This is a genomic window from Hymenobacter psoromatis (genome assembly GCF_020012125.1).
GTDB lineage: Bacteria > Bacteroidota > Bacteroidia > Cytophagales > Hymenobacteraceae > Hymenobacter > Hymenobacter psoromatis.
Window position 1 is genome coordinate 4,693,512 of record NZ_JAIFAG010000001.1, and the last position, 17,039, is coordinate 4,710,550.

Consider the following 17,039-nt stretch of genomic DNA (forward strand, 5'->3'; position numbering starts at 1 on the left):
CTTTTTGCCTTTTTCTATGAAAAGAAATTCATTTACCAAGCTGCTGGCTGGCGCGGCGCTGCTGCTCAGCGCGGCGGCCGCCCAGGCCCAACCCAACCTGCCGCTCATCGTGCCGCCGGCCAATATGCCGCCTTTTGATGCCAAGGTGCTGTTTCAGCCCGATTACCTGGACCAGACCGCGCCTGCGACCCGCACCGGCGGCGGTAAGCCGGGCGCTACCTACTGGCAGAACGCGGCCGATTACCAGATTGCCGCCCGCCTTGATGAGAAAGCGGCGCGGGTAACGGCGACCGTTAACATTACTTACACCAATAATAGCCCTGACGAGCTGCCCTTCGTATGGCTCCAGCTCGACCAGAACCTGTTTCGGGCCGACTCGCGGGGGGCGGCCGTGACGCCGCCGGCGGGCGGGCGCTTCGGCAACGCGGCGCGGGGCTTTCAGGGCGGCGATTCGCTCCAGACGGTGCAGATTGAGCTGCACGGCAAGAAAATGCAGGCTACTTACCGCGTGAACGATACGCGGATGCAGATTATCCTGCCCGAGCCGATGCGGCCCAAGGGCGATAAGCTCAAAATAAATATTGACTACGGCTTCAACATCCCGGAGTATGGGGCCGACCGCCTGGGCCGCCTCAAAACTCCGAACGGGGAGATATTTGAGGTGGCGCAGTGGTACCCGCGCATGGAGGTCTACGATGATATTTCGGGCTGGAACACGCTGCCGTATATGTCGGCCGAGTTTTACCTCGATTACGGCAACTTCGATTACACCCTCAACGTGCCGGCCAACTACCTGGTGGGCGGCTCGGGCGAGCTGGTGAACCCCCAGGAAGTGCTCACCGCTACTGAGCAGCGCCGGCTGGTGCAGGCCGCGGGCTCGGATAAAACCGTGCTCGTGCGCACGCCCGCCGAAGTCACGCAGCCCGGCTCGCGCCCGGCCGGCCGGGGCGGCCGCCTCACCTGGCACTTCCGCTGCCAGCAGGCCCGCGACGTGGCCTGGGCGGCTTCCTCGGCATTCGTGTGGGACGCGGCCAAGATGAACCTGCCCAGCGGCCGCCGGGCGCTGGCGCAGTCGCTCTACCCCGTGGAGGCCGCGCAGGATACGGCCTGGAGCCGCTCGACGGAGTACGTGAAGAAGAGCATCGAATACAACTCGAAGCAGTGGTATGAGTTCACCTACCCCGTGGCCACCAACGTGGCCGGCGTGGTGGGCGGTATGGAGTATCCGGGCATCGTATTTTGCGGCGCGAAGGCCACCAAGGGCAGCCTCTGGGGCGTCACGGACCACGAGTTCGGCCACAACTGGTTTCCGATGATTGTGGGCTCCAATGAGCGCAAGTACCCGTGGATGGACGAGGGCTTTAACACGTTTATCAACATTCTGAGCAGCCAGAATTTCAACAACGGCGAGTACAAAGCGCAGGGCGACGTGGCGGCCCGCCTCGCGCCCTACACCATATTTCAGATGCAGCTGCCCACGATGGACGTGCCCTATACCGTGCCCGACGTGACGCAGGCCCGCAATCTGGGCTTCGCGGCGTACTCCAAAACCGGCTACGGGCTGTACTTGCTGCGCCAGGAAATTTTGGGGCCGGAGCGCTTCGACTACGCCTTTCGCAGCTACATCCGGCGCTGGGCCTTTAAGCACCCGCAGCCGCGCGACTTCTTCCGCACTATGAACGAGGTGGCCGGCGAAGACCTGACGTGGTTCTACCACGAGTGGTTTTTTGAGAACTGGCTGCTCGACCAGGCCGTGCAGAGCGTGGCCTACGTGGGCCAGGACCCCACTAAGGGCGCGCTCATCACCATCGAAAATAAGGGCCAGGCGGCCATGCCCGTGACGGCCGAAATCACGGAAACCGGCGGCAAGAAAACCACCGTGCACCTGCCCGTCGAAATCTGGCAGCGCGGCGGCACCTGGACCTTCCGGGCCAACACCACTACCCCCCTCACGCAGGTAGTGCTCAACCCCACCAACATTCTGCCCGACGTGAACAAGGGCAATAATACCTGGCGGCCGGCGCGGGTCGCGGAGTAGGTTTTCCTACCTCCGAAGCACAAAAACCTTCTTCGGGAGCACCTCTTTCTACCTCCGAGGTAGGGAAAGGTGCTCCCGAAGAAGGTTTTTGTGCTTCGGAGGTAGGAAAACCTACTCCGGAGATAGGAAAACCTACTTCGGAGGTAGGGAAGGCTAGGTCGGAGATAGGGAAGGCTAGGTCGGAGGTAGCAAAAGCTAGGTCGGAGGTAGGGAAGGCTGTTTCGGAGGTAGTTCGCTGCCCATCGGGCCGCGCTTGCTGGCAGGCCGTGCCCGCGTTCGCCGGGCCGCCACGGGCGTGGATGAGGTTTGGGCGGGATGCATCGGACGGGAATAAGCCCCACGTTGCCACTCCTAATTTATAAGCTGTATCTTCCTGGCCGATAGGAATTAAACCCCAGGCGAATGAACACGCGGCGGCAGGCGGGCGGGCAGTGGGGTAGGGGCTGGCTGCTTATCCTACCCCTGCTTTTGGCGCTGGCCGAACTCGGCCGGTCCCAAGCCCCGCCGGGGCGCCACCTCACCATCGCCGATGGCCTGACCAATAACTCCGTGCAGTGCCTGGCCCAGGACCGGCAGGGTTTTCTGTGGCTCGGCACCCAGGACGGCCTGAGCCGCTACGATGGCAGCAGCTTCCGCACGTTTCGGGCCGATGCGCGGCGCGTGGGCAGCCTACCCAGCAACTTCGTGCGGGCCCTGGCCCCCGACCCGCGGCGCGGCGGCCTGTGGGTGGGCACCGGCACTGGCCTCAGCTACTACGACCCGCGCACCGAGCACTTCGGACCCATCATGGCCGATTCGGGCCAGACCTACTTCGTGAACGCGCTGCTGCTGGATGCGCGCGGCTGCGTCTGGCTCGGCACCGAGGATGGCCTGTGGTGCTACGACCCTAGCCGCCGCCGGCTGCGCCGCTTTCGGCCCACCGCGCCGGGCGGGGCGGCCAGCGCGGGGCGGCACGCAGCCGTGCGCGCCCTGGCCCGCGACGCGGCCGGCACCCTCTGGGCCGGCACCGGCGAGGGCCAGCTTTGCCGCTTCGATTCGGTGGCGCAAGCGCTCCGGCCCGAGCCGCGCTACCTACCCCCCGGCTCCGCGCCGGTAAGTGCCCTGGCCAGTGCGCCCGGCGGCGGGCTGTGGGTGGGCACCGAAGGTGGGGCGCTCTGCTACCTGCCCCCGGCCGGCCCGCCGCGCGCCTGGTGGCGGCCCTGGCCCGGCCGCCCGGCCGTGCGCGGACTGTGGACCGATGCCCAGGGCACGACCTGGGTGGGTACCGCCGCGGAGCTGGTGTCGTGGGCGGCGGGCCAATGCTTCACCGTGCGCCCCGCGCGGCGGCTGGCCGGCGAGGTGCTGGCCCTGGCTCCCGACCGCGCCGGCCAGCTGTGGGTGGGTAGCAACGCGGGCGTGCGCTGCCTCGATGTGCGGCCCTCGGCCTTCGGGCGGCTACCGGCCGGGCCTGCCCCTGGGCCGGTGTGGGCGGTGGCGGCCACGCCAGGGGCGCTATGGCTCGGCACCGAGCAGCAGGGATTACTGGCCCTCAACCCCCGCACCGGGGCCGTGACTGAGCGCCTGCGCCACCAGTCCGACAACCCCGCCAGCCTCGCCAGCGACTTCGTGCGCTGCGTGCTGCCCGATGCGGCCGGCGGGCTGTGGGTGGGCACCCAGGCCCAGGGCCTCGACTACCGGCCGGCCGGGGCGGTGGGCTTCCGGCACCTTCGGCACGCGGCGGCCCGGCCCGGCTCGCTGGCCGACGACTTCGTGCGCTGCCTCTACCGCGACCCGCTTGACGGCGCGCTGTGGGTAGGCACCGAGGGCGGCCTATGCCGACTGGCTAACGCCGGGCGAGGCGAGTTTACCACCTACCGCCGCGAGGCCGGCCGGCCCGGCGGACTGCCCAACAACTTCGTGCGCTGCGTGCTGCGCGACCGGGCCGGCCGGCTGTGGGTAGGCACCGGTGGCGGCGGCCTCTGCCGGCTCGATGACCCGGTGGCTGGCCGTTTCACCACCTTTCGGGCCTCCGCCCGCGACGCGCGCAGCCTGCCCAGCAACTTCGTGCGGGCGCTGGCCCTCGACGCGGCGGGCCGGCTGTGGGTGGGCACCGAGGGCGGCGGCCTCTGCCGGCTCGATGACGCGGGGGCTGGTCGCTTCACCACCTTCGGCGAGGCGCAGGGCTTTCCCAATGACGTGGTGTATGGGCTGCTGCCCGACTCAACTACCCGCACGCTGTGGGCCAGCACCAACCGGGGCCTGGCCCGCCTCAACCCCGCCACCGGCCAGCTCACGACTTTCGATACCCGCGATGGCCTGCCCCAGGACGAGTATAACGCCGGGGCCGCCAGCGCTGGCCCCGGCGGCCGGCTCTACTTCGGCGGTCCCGAGGGGGTAGTGGGCTTTCGGGCCGCCGCGCTGCTACCCCCGGCCCCGCCGCCGGTGCTGCTCACCGGCCTGCGCCGCCTCAACCAGCCCGTGGCCCTGCCCGACACGGCCGTGGGCCAGCGCCGCCTGCTGCGCCTCTCGCCCCGCGACTACGTGTTCACCCTGGAGTTCGCGGCCCTCGACCTGCGCCGGGCCGACCGCGCCCCGCTGCTGTATCAGCTCGAAGGCTTCGACCCCGGCTGGCTGGCGGCCGGCCCGCGCCGCGAGGCCACCTACACCAACCTCGACCCCGGCCGCTACACGTTTCGGGTGCGGGCGATGGGCGCGCCGGCCGGGGCGGTGCTGCAAGTGCTGGTGGCCCCGCCCTGGTACCGCACCGGGTGGTTTCGGGCGCTGGCGCTGGGGGCGCTGGCGCTGGCCGGCTGGCTGGCCTACCGGCTGCGGGTGCGCCAGCTGCTAGCCCTGGAGCAGGTGCGCCACCGCATTGCCCGCGACCTGCACGACGATATGGGCTCCACGCTCAGCAGCATTTCCATCCTGAGCGCGCTGGCCCGGCGGCATCAGTTGAGCCAAAGTCCCGCCCAGGTCACCGACCTGCTCAACCAAATTGGGGACTCGTCGCGCCGGATGCTAGACGCGATGGACGATATCGTGTGGACCATCAACCCCGCCCACGACGGCCTGGCCGACGTCACGGCCCGGATGCGCGCCCTGGCCTCCGAGCTGCTCGAAGTGCAGGGCGTGGCCCTGGTCTTCACCGCCGACCCCGCCGTGGCCGCCCTGCGCCTGCCGATGGAAAGCCGCCGCGAGTTCTTTCTATTCTATAAAGAAGCGCTGAACAACCTGGCCAAGTACGCCCACTGCCACCAGGCAACCGTCAACCTCACCTACACCGCTGGCCACCTGCACCTGCTGGTGGCCGACGATGGCGTGGGCTTCGACCCCGCCACCGCGCCCCTGGGCGGCGGCCACGGCCTGCCCAACCTGCGCACCCGCGCCGCCGCCCTGCGCGGGCACTTTACCCTGGCCACGGCCCCCGGCCAGGGCACCACCGTGCGGCTGCGCGTGCCGCTGTAGCGCACGGGAGAGACGCGGCCCTTCGCGTCTCTCCCGTGGAGACAGGCTCTTCCCGCTTGAATAATCGCTCCGGCACCGAGAGACGCGAAGGGTCGCATCTCTACTGCACAATCACCCCTTTATGTGATTGTGCCGGGTAGGGAGGAGCCTTATCTTCCCCTTATTATTTAAGTCCCTACCCCCCATGCCACCCCTGCGCCTGGTGCTCTACGAAGACAATGCTGACCTGCGGACCAGCCTGAGTCAGCTGCTGGGCACCGCGCCCGGTCTGGTGTTGGTGGGGGCCTTCGGCTCGTGCCAGCAGGCCGCCGCCGATGTGCGCCACCTCCAGCCCGATGCCGTGCTGATGGATATTGACTTGCCCGGCTGCTCGGGCATCGAGGGCCTGCGCCTGATAAAGGCCGCCGCCCCGCACGTGAGCGTGGTGATGCTCACGGTGTTTGATGATAATGAGCGGGTGTTCGAGGCCATTCTGGCCGGAGCCGATGGGTATTTGCTCAAGAAAACGCCGCCCGCCCGGCTGCTTGAGGCCATTGAGGAGCTGCGCGAGGGCGGGGCGCCCATCACGCCGGCGGTGGCCCGGCAGGTGCTGCGGCTGTTTGCGCGGCCGGGTGGCCTGGGGTGGCGGCGCCTCGCGCCGGCCCCGGCCGGGCCGGCCGCCCTCAGCCCCCGCGAGCGCGAAATCTTGGGCCTGCTGGTAGAAGGCTACAGCTACAAGATGATTGCCGCCCACTGCTTCATCAGCCTCGATACGGTGCGCTCGCACATCAAAAACATCTACGAAAAGCTGCACGTGCGCTCGGCCCCCGAGGCCGTGAGCAAGGCCCTGCGCGAGGGCCTGAACTGAACGGAGGCTGGGAGCTGCCCGCTATAAATCACATCATTATGTGATTGCCACGCGCTAGCAGGTCAGCCACCTTTGTACGGACGATGGGGCTGCCGCCTACCCCCCCTGGGGGCCAAGACGCTAGCCCGCTCGTGTACCACTCATCCTTCTCAGCTATGCTAACAAGTGCCAACTACGCGGCGGCCTTCCCGGAGCCCGCCGCGGCTGCTCGCCCCCCGGCCCCCACGCGCCCGCACTGGTCGTGGTGGCTTTTCCTACTGGGCGTGCTAGCGTTTTCTTGCCTGGGGCCCACGTGCGCCTTCCAGTAAGAAAGCGAGCCGCCTCACCCTGGCGGCCATCCAAAAAAGCGTCGTGCCACCCACGGTGGCGTATCCTGGCCAGGCTGTTGAGCTGAGGCGTGAGCTGCGGCCAGGATGCGCTACTAATGGGGCGCGACGCTCTTTTTTGCGTCCGGCCCGGCGGGGAGGGTAGGGCTAATCGCGGGTGCGCAGCACGCGCCAGCCGTGGGCCGGCACCGTGCGGGCCGGCAGTTGCGCCAGCGTACACTGCGCGCCGCTGAACACATCGAACAAGCCTTTTTGGGCCGCAACGGGCATTTTTTGCCCCGGTAGCACCAGCGCTTCGGCCGTGGCGTTGAGGAGTACTATCACCGCCGCGCCCGCCTTTTCGCGAATAAACCCATATAAGCCGGCCGGCCCCGAAAGTCGCTGAAAGCGACTTTCGGGGTCGCCATTGCGCAGGGCCGGGTGGCGCTTTTTGAGCTGCAAAAGCTTGGTATAGAAGTCCTGAAGGGGGTAGGAGCCCCAGGCGATGGGGTCTTTATCGAAGAAAGCCAGCCGGCGGTCCAGGCCGCTTTCCTGGCCGCTGTACAGCATCGGCATGCCCGGCAGCAGCGCCGTGAGCACGGCGAAGGGTAGGGCTAGCGGGCCCAGGCGCTCGTACTCGGTGCCGTCCCAGCTGTTCACGTCGTGGTTGCTGGTAAAGTGCATCAAATACACCGTAGGTGGGTATTTTTCGCGCTCGGCGGCCAGGTAGGTATCAATGTCTGCCAGCGCGGCCTTGCCTTCGGCAATCTGGTCGAGCAAATAGTGCAGGCGCAGGCCGAAACTCATATCGAAAGCCTTTTCGAGCAGGTGGGTATCGGAATTAAATTCCTCCCAAGTAAGGCCGCCCGAGGGGTATAATTCATCCCATTCGGCCAACATAAACACGGGCTTGAGGGCCTCCAGCGCCGGCCGGGCCTCGTCCCAGAAGCCGGTGGGTACCAAGCCGGCCACGTCGCAGCGGTAGCCGTCCACGTCGGCTGCGCGCACCCAGTAGCACAGGGCCTCCACCATGTAGGCGCGCATTTCGGGGTTGGTATAGTCGAGGGCCACCACGTCGGTCCAGTCGGCCACGGGCGGCACCAGCTGGCCCTGGGCATCGTGCTGGTACCAGGCGGGGTGCTGCTCGATGAGGGCATTGTCGCGGCTGGTATGATTGGCTACCCAGTCGAGGATAACCTTCATTCCCAGCGCGTGGGCCGCCTGCACGAGGTGCCGCAAGTCTTCCAGTGTGCCAAACTCAGCATTCACTCCAAAGTAGTCGCGCACCGCGTAGGGTGAGCCCAGTGCCCCCTTGCGCCCGATTTCCCCAATGGGATGTACGGGCATCAGCCACACGATAACCACGCCCATCTTAGCCAGCCGCGGCAAGTGCGCTTCAAAGGCCCGAAACGTACCCTCGGGCGTGTAGTTGCGCACATTTACTTCGTAAATAGTAGCGTTGGCGGCCCACTCGGGGTGGCGCACCACGAAGCGGGAGGCAAGCGGATGGTCGGTCATAGAGTAAAGGCTCGCTCGGTGCGGCGCGTGTTTCGGCCCTCATACGAGCGGCAGGGGGTAGCAAACTGAAAAATGCGCCCTGCGGGCCGGGGTTTGCCGGCCGGTGCGCTCACTTTTTCGCCCGGAGCTTGCTGAGCTTTTGCCGGGTAGCGGGGGTGTCTTTCAGCTGCAAGGCTTTGGTGTAAGCTACCGCCGCCGGGGCGGGCTGGCCCTGGGCACTGTAGTAATCACCCAGGCTGTCGTGGGCGCTGAAACTGGTAGGGTAATTACGCGCATTCAGCTGAAACATGGCCAGGGCCTGGGCCAGCTGCTTGCTTTGGAGCAGGTACTGGGCGAGGCCGTTCACCATCGGCTCGGGCGGCAGTACCGGGTAGCCCATCGCCGCTGATATGCGCTGGTAGTGTGCCTCCACGAAAGCGGCGGGATTGGGTAGTAAGCCGGGCTCAAATAAATTAAATAGAACCTGCGGCGAGGGGGCGTAGGCTTGGAACAGGAAGCGCAGCGCGTCGTAGGTGGCGGGTAGTGGCACCGAGCTGTGGGTATCGGTAGGGTAGTACTTGGACATGACGCGCAAGCCGTTGCCAGGGTGGCGGGCCAACTCATCGCGCAACGTCAGCTTAGAGCGCATAAAATCGGTGGCTGAGGAAGTGTCTTTCCGCACCTGCACGGTGTCGAAGCCAGTCGGCATCGTGTTGGCAATGCCCACGAATAGCGCCCGGCCAGCAAGCTGGGGCTGGGTCAGCAGGCCGGGGGCCTCCCGAAGCAGCTTCTGCCCATCCCACCACATACTGGGGTCCAGGGCCATGTAGTTGTCGAACAGGCTGGGGTGATGCAGCAGCGTATTCATCACCAACAGGCCACCGAACGAATGGCCCACGAACGTGCGGTGGGGGGTGGTCGGGTAGTGGGTATCGACGTAGGGAATCAACTCCTTTTCTAAAAACGCGGTGAAATTTTCACCGCCCCCCGAGGTTTTTAACTCGCTAGCCGACATCTCTGGGTTGCTGGCCACATGCGTCGGCGTCAGGTCGCGGGTGCGGTCCGTGTTGGGAATGCCCACCACAATCATCTCCGGGCACACCGTGTTGTCGTTGACCGCGCTAAGCTGCTGCACCATGCCCATCACGGAGGCAAAATGCGCATCGCCATCGAGCAGGTACAGCACCGGGTAGCGCTGCTGGGCATACGAAGGGTCGTGGGCGCTGGCCGGCACGTACACCCAGATTTTGCGCTTCTCCTTTAGCACCGCTGAAGTCAAGCTATCGACGCGGCCGATTACAATAGCATTATGCTGAATGGTTTGCGCCTGTACCAGCGTAGCGCCGGCCAAAAGCCACACAAGAAAAAGTTGTTTCATGGGAGGTTGAGGTAGACGGTGAAATACAGAAGACGCGGCGGGGGTAAAAGCTACGGCGCTTAGCGGGTCATGAGCACGCGCCAGCCGTGGGCCGGCACCGGCAGGGTAGGGGTCGTGACGGGCGAGCCCACGTCGGCGAAGGCGTCGGTCACCAGTCCGTCGGGGCGGGGTAGGGCCTGGGCTTGGTCGCTCAAATTGATGGCCACCCACACCCGCGCCTGGCCGTCGCCGTTGGCGCGCTCAAACACGAAGCAGCCGGCCGGCGCGGGCCAGATGGTGAATTTGGCGCAGGCATCGCCGTTGCGCAGGGCCGCGCTTTCGCTCTTCAAATGCAGCAGCACGGCGTAAAAAGCGTTCAGCGGGTAGCCGTTCCACTGAATGGTATCCTTGTCGAAAAAGCGCAGCTTCTTGGTTGAGCCCGCTTCCTGGCCGCTGTAAACCAAGGGAATGCCTGGCACCAGCGCTGCGAGCACGGCCAGCGCCTGCGCATTGGCCCCCAGGCGCTGGCTTTCCGGCCCTTCCCAGCTGTTCACGTCGTGCGAGCTGGTGAAATTCATCAAATACACCCCGGTCGGGTACCTCCGCCGCTCGGCCGCGAAGTAGGGGGGTAGGGCCGCCACCGGCCGCCGGCCCTGCGCAATGCTATCCAGCAAGTAGTGCAGCCGCAGCGCGTAGGTGGCATCAAACGCCTTTTCCAGTAAGTGGGTATTCGGGGTAAACTCGCCTTTTTTCAGAAAGGGCGGGTTATGCAGCTCGTCCCACTCGGCGAGCATAAATACGGGCTTGATTTTCTCCAGCTCGGCGCGGGTGTCATTCCAGAAGTCAGTGGGTACCAGCCCCGCCACGTCGCAGCGGAACCCGTCGAAGCCCACGTCCTTTACCCAATATACCAAGCTGGTGGTCATATACTGGCGCAGTTCGGGCTTGGTATAATCGAGGTCAATCACGTCCTGCCAGTCGGCCACGGGCGGCCGGAAATTACCCTTGGCATCTTTCGTAAACCAGTCGGGGTGCGCTTTGGAAAGCTCACTGTCCCAGCTGGTGTGATTGGCCACCCAGTCCAGGATGACGTGCATTTTCAAGTGGTGCGCCGTCGCGATAAGGTGCTGCAAGTCAGCCAGCGAGCCAAACTCGGGGTTCACCGTCCGGTAGTCGCGCACCGAATACTGGCTGCCGAGCGTGCCCTTGCGCTTCACCGCCCCGATGGGCTGCACCGGCATCAGCCAAAGAATGCTCACGCCCATTTTTTGCAGGCGTGGCAGGTGCTTTTCAAAGGCCCGAAACGTGCCCTCCGGCGTGTACTGGCGCACATTTACCTGGTAGAGGCTGGCGTTGGTGGCCCAGGCCGGGTGCCGCACCACAAATGGCGCGGCCGGCTGGCACCCGGCCGGAATGGCCACGTCGGCCGAAGCGGCGGGGTCGGTGGGCGAGCAGGCAGCCAGCAGCAGGGAGCCAGCCAGCAGCAGGGTAGCGCGACAAATCATGGCGCAACTTACGCCGGGCCCGACATTGGGGCCGGCTTTCTGAATAAGTTCCATAATTGAAAAAAATATCTTTTTAGATAAAGCCGGAATGTTGCACGTTATTCGGCCAACAACTATTCCGGCTGGGGGTTGATACTCTACATTTTCACCTCATTTCCCCTTTTCCATCATGGCAGATTCCACCAGCCAACTCGACGCCACTATTAACGCCTTGAAAGGCGGTCTCTCTAGCGCCGCTGGCGCCGCTGGCCCCAACATTCAGGGCTGGATTAAGACCTTGCAAGGCAACACGCAGCTATCGGGCATCAGCTCGGAGCTGAAGAAGCTGGACACCGCCATTTCGAGCGGCGACAGCAGTACCATCGCCAGCGCCCTGGGTACCCTGGGCGAGCACACCACCAAGGCTGCCTCGTCGGCCACGGCTGACAGCAAGGAGAAGCTCATGCAGCTTGGCCAAGCCCTCAGCTCGGCCGCCAGCCAGCTGAAAGGCTAGGTTGATTGGGCTATTAGCCGATGATTTATAGCTGTTGGCTAATAGCTCGGACACACAAAAAGGCCGCCTACTCTTAGAAGTAGGCGGCCTTTTTGTGTGTCCGGTGGCGCTACAATTTCACCCCAAACTTTGCCCCTACCCCCTCCAAATCCTGCACTACGGCATCGAGCAGGGGTAGGCCGCTGAGCAGGCGGTGGGCGGCAGTTTCGCGCTCGGGGTCGCCGGGGATGAGCACGTGCTGGCCCGCCGTGGCGCGGGCCTGGCGAAAGGTGGTTATCCAATTGTCCATGTGGGCTTTAAACTCGGCGGCGGGCCGGAAGGCATCGACCCGCATGGCCCCAAAAAAGTGCCCGATGCCCTGGCCCACCGGGTCGGCCGGCGGCTGCAAAAACGCCACGAACGGCGGCACCCACGGCCCGTAGTTCGCCCCGCTGAGTACGGCCGAGAAAATATCGACCACCGCGCCCAGGCCGTAGCCTTTGTGCGAGCCGGTGGCCCCGCCCAGCGGCAGCAGTGCGCCACCGTTCCGCACGGCATTGGCGTCGAGGCTGGGGTGGCCGGCCGCGTCCTGGGCCCATCCCTCGGGAATGGGCAGGCCCTTGCGCTGCGCAATTTCGAGCTTGCCGTTGGCGGCCGTGGTGGTGGCCATGTCGAGCACGAAATCGGGCTGCTCGCCGGCCGGTACGGCCACGGCTATTGGGTTAGTACCCAATAATCTATCGAGCGAATGCGTGGGCGCGACCAGCGGCGAGGCGTTGGTCATGGCGATGCCAATCATATCCTGGGCCAGGGCCAGCATAGCGTGGTAGCCCGCGATGCCGAAGTGGTTGGAATTCTTGACTGACACCCAGCCGGTGCCCACCTGCGCGGCCTTTTGCAGGGCCACGCGCATGGCACGGGGGCCAACTACCAGGCCCAGGCCGCCGTCGCCGTCCACTACGGCCGTGCTGGGCGTTTCGTAGGTGACGCCCACCCGCGGCCGGGCATTAATGCGGCCCGCCTCCCAGAGGCGCACGTAGCCCGAGAGCCGCGCCACGCCGTGCGAGTCTACCCCCCGCAAGTCGGCCGAAAGCAGGGTTTCGGTAGCTAGTGTGGCATCGTCGGGCGGGCAGCCCATCGCCAGAAACACTTGCTCGGCGAAGGTGAAGAGCTGTTGGTACGGGAAAGTCATGGGGGTAGGGAAGAGCTGGTAGGCCGCCATTGGTGAAGGGAAACAGCTAGGTTATTTTGGGAAACGCAAACCTACCTATGCCATCACCGGCGTAGAAAAGACGGTAAGTAGTAATAAAATTACTTGCTGTTAATCAAGTAGTTAAATCATTTTAACGTAAAAATTAGTTATTAACTAAGTTTTACGTTAAAAAGTCTCGTACTTAGCATCAGATTAATACGGTCGCTTTTTATAAGCAGAGCAATATGAAATGGCATCTGGTTGGCTGGCTGTTTGGTATAGGGTTATTAGGCACTGCCTGGGTGGACCCAGCGCCGGAAAATCCGTTCGTGCTGGCGAGCAAAGCCGCTCGGGTGGGGCCGCCCGGCTCGGTCAACTATCTGCTGCCGCTGCTGGAGTTGCGCCAGCAACGACTAATTTATTTGCGCGGGCCAGCTACTGAGCAAGCGGGCTTTTATTGGCAAGCCTTGGCTACCTACGCGGCTATGGCGGATGAAGTAGATAGTGCGGCGTACTACTGGCACCAGCAGCCAGGCTACGGCCAGCCGCTGGCGGCAGCCGCTAAGGCACCACTACCGGCGGCGGCGGCCATCCTGGCCCAAACCAACCAGCGGCAAGTGGTGATGTTCAATGAGGAGCATACCCAGCCGCGTGGGCGCTGGCTGGTGGGCAGCTTACTGCCAGCACTCTATAAGCAGGGATTTCGCTACCTGGCGCTGGAAGCGCTGGAAGCTACTGATTCGGCGGGCCTGCGGCGGCGCGGCTACCCGGTAGCCAGTACGGGCTTCTATATAAACGAGCCTCATTTTGGCAACCTTATCCGGCGGGCGCGGCAATTCGGGTTTCGGCTGGTAGCCTATGATGCGATGAGTGAGGACCGCGAGCAGGACGAAGCGCGCAACTTACTGGCTGCCACCCTGGGGCCTCACCCTAAGGCGCGGGTAGTAGTACTGGCCGGCCACGGCCACCTCAACGAGGCCAGTTCTGCCCAGTCGATGGCTACCTGGGTACGGAAGCTGTCGGGTGTTGACCCGCTCACGATTGAGCAAACGCAGGCCGCCCAGGTCAGTTCGGCCAGTTGGTCGCGGCTGCCATCGGGAGCCTATCTGGTACCCTCGGCCAGCTTACCCAACCGGGCGCTCACCTGCGACCTCTACGTGCTCAACCGCCTGAGTCTGGCCGGCACCGGCAATGGCTTTGGCGACCGGGCCGCCCGGCTAACCCGCTGTCTCATCCCGGCCGATAGCTTACGGCCTCAACCCCAAGTGCTACTGGTATATGAGCAGCGCGAAAAGCAAATCCAGCGCGGGGCTGTACCCGTGGCCGTGCATTGCCTGCGCCCTGGCGAGCGGACTGTCAGCCTTACCCTGCTACCCGGCACCTACGTGGCCGAAGTGCGCGACGCGCCCGGTCGCCGGTGCTGGCAACAAACTCTGACTGTACATTAATTCTCTGCCCCTCCCTTATGCAACCACCCTTTCCCGAACTTACCCGCGCCGAGGAGCAGCTGATGCAGCTGCTGTGGCAGCGCGGCCCCAGCCTGGTCAAGGACCTGCGGGCGGCGCTGCCCGCGCCGCTGCCGGCGCTCACTACCGTGTCTACTATCGTGCGGATTCTGGAGCAGAAGGGCTTCGTGGGCTACGAGCCGGTGGGGCGCGGCTACCGCTACCACGCCCTGGTGGCGCAGGACGACTACCGGCGCTTCTCGCTGCGCAAGCTGCTGCGGGGCTACTTCGGTGGCTCGCTTGGGCAGTTGGTTTCCTTTTTTGCCCAGGATGAAAACCTGGATGCCGCCCAGCTCGATGCCCTGTTGCGTCAGGCGCAGCCCGACGAGCCGACGACCTTCTTCGACGAAGCCCCAACAACTGCCTCACCCGAACCCGACGCTGTGCTATGACTACTTCTTTGGTAACCTGGCTGGGCGGCACGCTGCTGCCGCTGGGCGCGCTGTGGCTGGTGTACCGGCTGGCGCTGCGCCGCGAGCGCTGCTTTGGCTACAACCGCGCCCTGCTGCTGCTGGCCCCGGTGCTGGCGGCCGCGTTGCCGCTGCTGCCGCATCCGGCGCTGCCTGCCTGGTTGGCGGGGGGCAGCGCGCCCGGCGCGGCCCTACCCCCCTTGCCGGGGCTGATGCTGCCCGCCGCGGCTCCGGTGGCCGCGGGTAGCGGCTTCGGCTGGGTGGCTTGGGTGTATGCGGGGGGGGTAGGGCTGCTGCTGGGCCGGCTGGCCTACCAGGGCTGGCGGCTGCACCGCGCTACCCGTCACCTGCCACGCGAGGCCCGGCCCGGCTACACGCTGGCCTGCACCGGCGGGCGGCTGCCGACCAGCTCTTTTGGCCGCACCATTTTCTGGGATGAAACGGCCGGCCTCACGCCCGCCGAGGCCGCCCCGGTGCTGGCCCACGAGCTGGCCCACGTGCGCCAGGGCCACAGCTACGACGTGCTGTGGCTGGAAGTCTGGCGGGCCGCGCTCTGGCCCAATCCCTTCGCCCACCTGCTGCTGCCGGCCCTGCGCCTCACCCACGAGCTGCTGGCCGACCAGGCCGCCGCGCGCTTCCCTACCCCCGCCGCGCCCGCTAATGCTGCCGCGCCCTACCCCGCCCTGCTGGCCCGGCTAGCCTTACGCAGTGCGGCGGGCGGCCGCTACCTCGCTTTGCTTCAACCGTTTACTTTTTCCTTCACGTTAACCCGCCTCGCCATGTTGCAGAATCAAACCCCCGTGCGCCGCTGGAAACAGTGGCTGGCCTTACCCGTGCTGGGCGGGCTGTTTTTAGTGGCTTGCCAGAAAATGGACGTGCAAACCGGACGGGCGCAAATTTCGCCGGTACCGGATGAGGCGACTCAGAAGATTAGAAGCGAGATTATGGACCGTAGGGTTCGGGAAGCTAAGCAGCAAGATTTGCTGCGCAATGGCAAGTTACAACCGGGTATTGCTCAGTATTTCAGTGTTAATGGCTTAGATGGCAAACCAGAAGATATTACGGTTATTATCACGAGAATAAAAACATCCTCCCTCACCCTGCCCCAGTTTACGGCCAGCGGTGAGCAGATTTACACCTACGTGGACCAGATGCCCCAACTACCCGGCACCAGCGGTATGGCCGCCATCGTGCAGCAGATTCAGGACAACTTCCAGTACCCGGCCGGGCCGCGCCAGGAGGGTAGAATATTTGCCAGCTTCATCGTGCAAGCCGATGGCAACGTAGGCGATACGAAAATCGTGAAGGGCCTCACGCCCGCCTTCGACGCGGCCGTGCTGGCGGCCATTCAGAAGCTGCCGCGCTTCGTGCCGGGCCAGCAGTCGGGCAAAGCCGTGGCCGTGAGCTTCACGGTGCCCATCCTGATTAAGAACTAGCGCCGGAGCGCGAGTCTATTGCTGCTGCTGTTGCTGCTGCTCCCAATCCAGGTATTTGCGGTAGGAGTTGACGGCGGCGGGTGCGATGGGGGTAGGGGCCTGGCGCACGTAGATGGGGGTTTCGGGCGCGTCGTTGCCCGCAATGGGGTGGCCGTTTTCGATGTGTACCGTCACTTCCAGGGTGTGCGCGCCGGTACCTTTGTAGGTGCCTTTCACGGGCGTGCAGTCGGCGAAGTGGCGGCCGATGGCCATGCGCACATGCCCGTCGTTGACGATGCAGTTGTTGGTGGGGTCGAGGCCCAGCCAGCCGTAGAACGGGAGGTAGACCTCGACCCAGGCGTGGGTGGCACCCGCGCCGCGCACGCCCTCCTCGCGGGGGCACACGTAGCCGCTCACGTAGCGCGCGGGCAGGCCGTTGAGGCGCAGCAGGTGCAGCAGCAGGTGCGCGAAGTCCTGGCACACGCCGGCGCGCAGCCGCCAGATATCTTCCAGCGGCGTTTCAATGCTCGTCACGCCTTGCTGATACTGGAAGTTATCGTGCACGTACTCCGATAGTTCCAGCGCCTGCTTCAGCGGCTTGGCCCCGGCCGTGACGATGCCACCCAGCGCCTGCCGCAGCTCCGCTTCGAGGCCGGACGGGGACGGCCGCAGAAAATCCATAAACGCCGCGTCGGTGCAGAGCGCCGCCAGCGCCGCCCACTGCGTCTCGGCGGTTTCCTCATCCATCGGAAACTGAATGGCGTGGGTTTCCACCTCGGCCAATGACTCAATCACCAGCTCGTCGTGGGGCTGAATGAGCGAAAATACGCCCACCTGATTGCCGAAATAATCGGTAAAAAGCGCCACCTCCGGGTGCTGCGAAATGCGCACCACATGGCTCTTCACGGTCAGCCGCTCATCGGGCAGCGGGTATATCATCAACTGATTGGCGCAATCGATAACCGGTGCGGCGTATACGTAGCGGGTACGGTGCTGAATTTTATAAGAAGACATGTTTGCAAGGAGCAGTTAACAATGAGCACAGAATTTAC

General features: G+C 64.8%; 13 protein-coding genes. 8 read left to right on the plus strand and 5 right to left on the minus strand.

The window, feature by feature from the left end; genetic code table 11:
- The first annotated feature begins 16 nt into the window (after positions 1–16).
- The 4 genes from LC531_RS20360 (at position 17) to LC531_RS20375 (ending at position 6,637) form a co-directional block, all read left to right on the plus strand.
- Positions 17–2,038 (plus strand): M1 family metallopeptidase, encoded by a 2,022-nt coding sequence (locus LC531_RS20360; RefSeq protein ID WP_223653560.1) that lies wholly within the window; start codon positions 17–19, stop codon positions 2,036–2,038.
- A gap of 402 nt (positions 2,039–2,440) precedes the next feature.
- Positions 2,441–5,482, plus strand: coding sequence for a sensor histidine kinase (locus LC531_RS20365; protein WP_223653561.1), 3,042 nt, complete (start codon positions 2,441–2,443; stop codon positions 5,480–5,482).
- Positions 5,483–5,666: 184 nt separating this feature from the next.
- Positions 5,667–6,329: a response regulator gene (locus LC531_RS20370; protein WP_223653562.1), complete on the plus strand. Its 663-nt coding sequence runs from the start codon at positions 5,667–5,669 to the stop codon at positions 6,327–6,329.
- A 155-nt stretch (positions 6,330–6,484) separates the two neighbouring features.
- On the plus strand, positions 6,485–6,637 hold the full coding sequence (locus tag LC531_RS20375; RefSeq protein WP_223653563.1) for a hypothetical protein: 153 nt from the start codon (positions 6,485–6,487) through the stop codon (positions 6,635–6,637).
- Between the two features lie 165 nt (positions 6,638–6,802).
- Here LC531_RS20375 and LC531_RS20380 read toward each other — a convergent pair whose 3' ends face one another.
- The 3 genes from LC531_RS20380 to LC531_RS20390 form a co-directional block, all read right to left on the minus strand.
- Positions 6,803–8,152 carry an alpha-amylase family glycosyl hydrolase gene (locus LC531_RS20380; protein ID WP_223653565.1) on the minus strand — a complete coding sequence of 450 codons (1,350 nt, stop codon included), beginning with the start codon at positions 8,150–8,152 and terminating at the stop codon, positions 6,803–6,805.
- Between the two features lie 109 nt (positions 8,153–8,261).
- Entirely contained in the window at positions 8,262–9,509 is a 1,248-nt protein-coding gene (locus tag LC531_RS20385) for an alpha/beta hydrolase-fold protein (protein WP_223653566.1), read from the minus strand.
- Between the two features lie 59 nt (positions 9,510–9,568).
- Positions 9,569–11,047: an alpha-amylase family glycosyl hydrolase gene (locus LC531_RS20390; protein WP_223653567.1), complete on the minus strand. Its 1,479-nt coding sequence runs from the start codon at positions 11,045–11,047 to the stop codon at positions 9,569–9,571.
- 115 nt (positions 11,048–11,162) lie between these two features.
- Here LC531_RS20390 and LC531_RS20395 point away from each other — a divergent pair, with 115 nt between their 5' ends.
- Positions 11,163–11,486: a hypothetical protein gene (locus LC531_RS20395; RefSeq protein WP_223653568.1), complete on the plus strand. Its 324-nt coding sequence runs from the start codon at positions 11,163–11,165 to the stop codon at positions 11,484–11,486.
- 109 nt (positions 11,487–11,595) lie between these two features.
- Here the strand turns inward: LC531_RS20395 and LC531_RS20400 are convergent, their stop codons facing one another.
- Positions 11,596–12,657 carry an Ldh family oxidoreductase gene (locus LC531_RS20400; RefSeq protein ID WP_223653569.1) on the minus strand — a complete coding sequence of 354 codons (1,062 nt, stop codon included), beginning with the start codon at positions 12,655–12,657 and terminating at the stop codon, positions 11,596–11,598.
- 245 nt (positions 12,658–12,902) lie between these two features.
- Here LC531_RS20400 and LC531_RS20405 point away from each other — a divergent pair, with 245 nt between their 5' ends.
- The 3 genes from LC531_RS20405 to LC531_RS20415 are packed head-to-tail and all read left to right on the plus strand — an operon-like array spanning position 12,903 to position 16,008.
- Positions 12,903–14,105: a hypothetical protein gene (locus tag LC531_RS20405; protein WP_223653570.1), complete on the plus strand. Its 1,203-nt coding sequence runs from the start codon at positions 12,903–12,905 to the stop codon at positions 14,103–14,105.
- 17 nt (positions 14,106–14,122) lie between these two features.
- Complete coding sequence (locus LC531_RS20410) at positions 14,123–14,554, plus strand: BlaI/MecI/CopY family transcriptional regulator (RefSeq protein ID WP_223653571.1); 432 nt, start codon at positions 14,123–14,125, stop codon at positions 14,552–14,554.
- Positions 14,551–16,008 carry a TonB family protein gene (locus LC531_RS20415; protein WP_223653573.1) on the plus strand — a complete coding sequence of 486 codons (1,458 nt, stop codon included), beginning with the start codon at positions 14,551–14,553 and terminating at the stop codon, positions 16,006–16,008. Before LC531_RS20410 ends, LC531_RS20415 begins: the two co-directional genes overlap by 4 nt.
- 15 nt (positions 16,009–16,023) lie before the next feature.
- Here the strand turns inward: LC531_RS20415 and LC531_RS20420 are convergent, their stop codons facing one another.
- Positions 16,024–17,001 carry a transglutaminase family protein gene (locus LC531_RS20420; protein ID WP_223653575.1) on the minus strand — a complete coding sequence of 326 codons (978 nt, stop codon included), beginning with the start codon at positions 16,999–17,001 and terminating at the stop codon, positions 16,024–16,026.
- Positions 17,002–17,039: the final 38 nt, after the last annotated feature.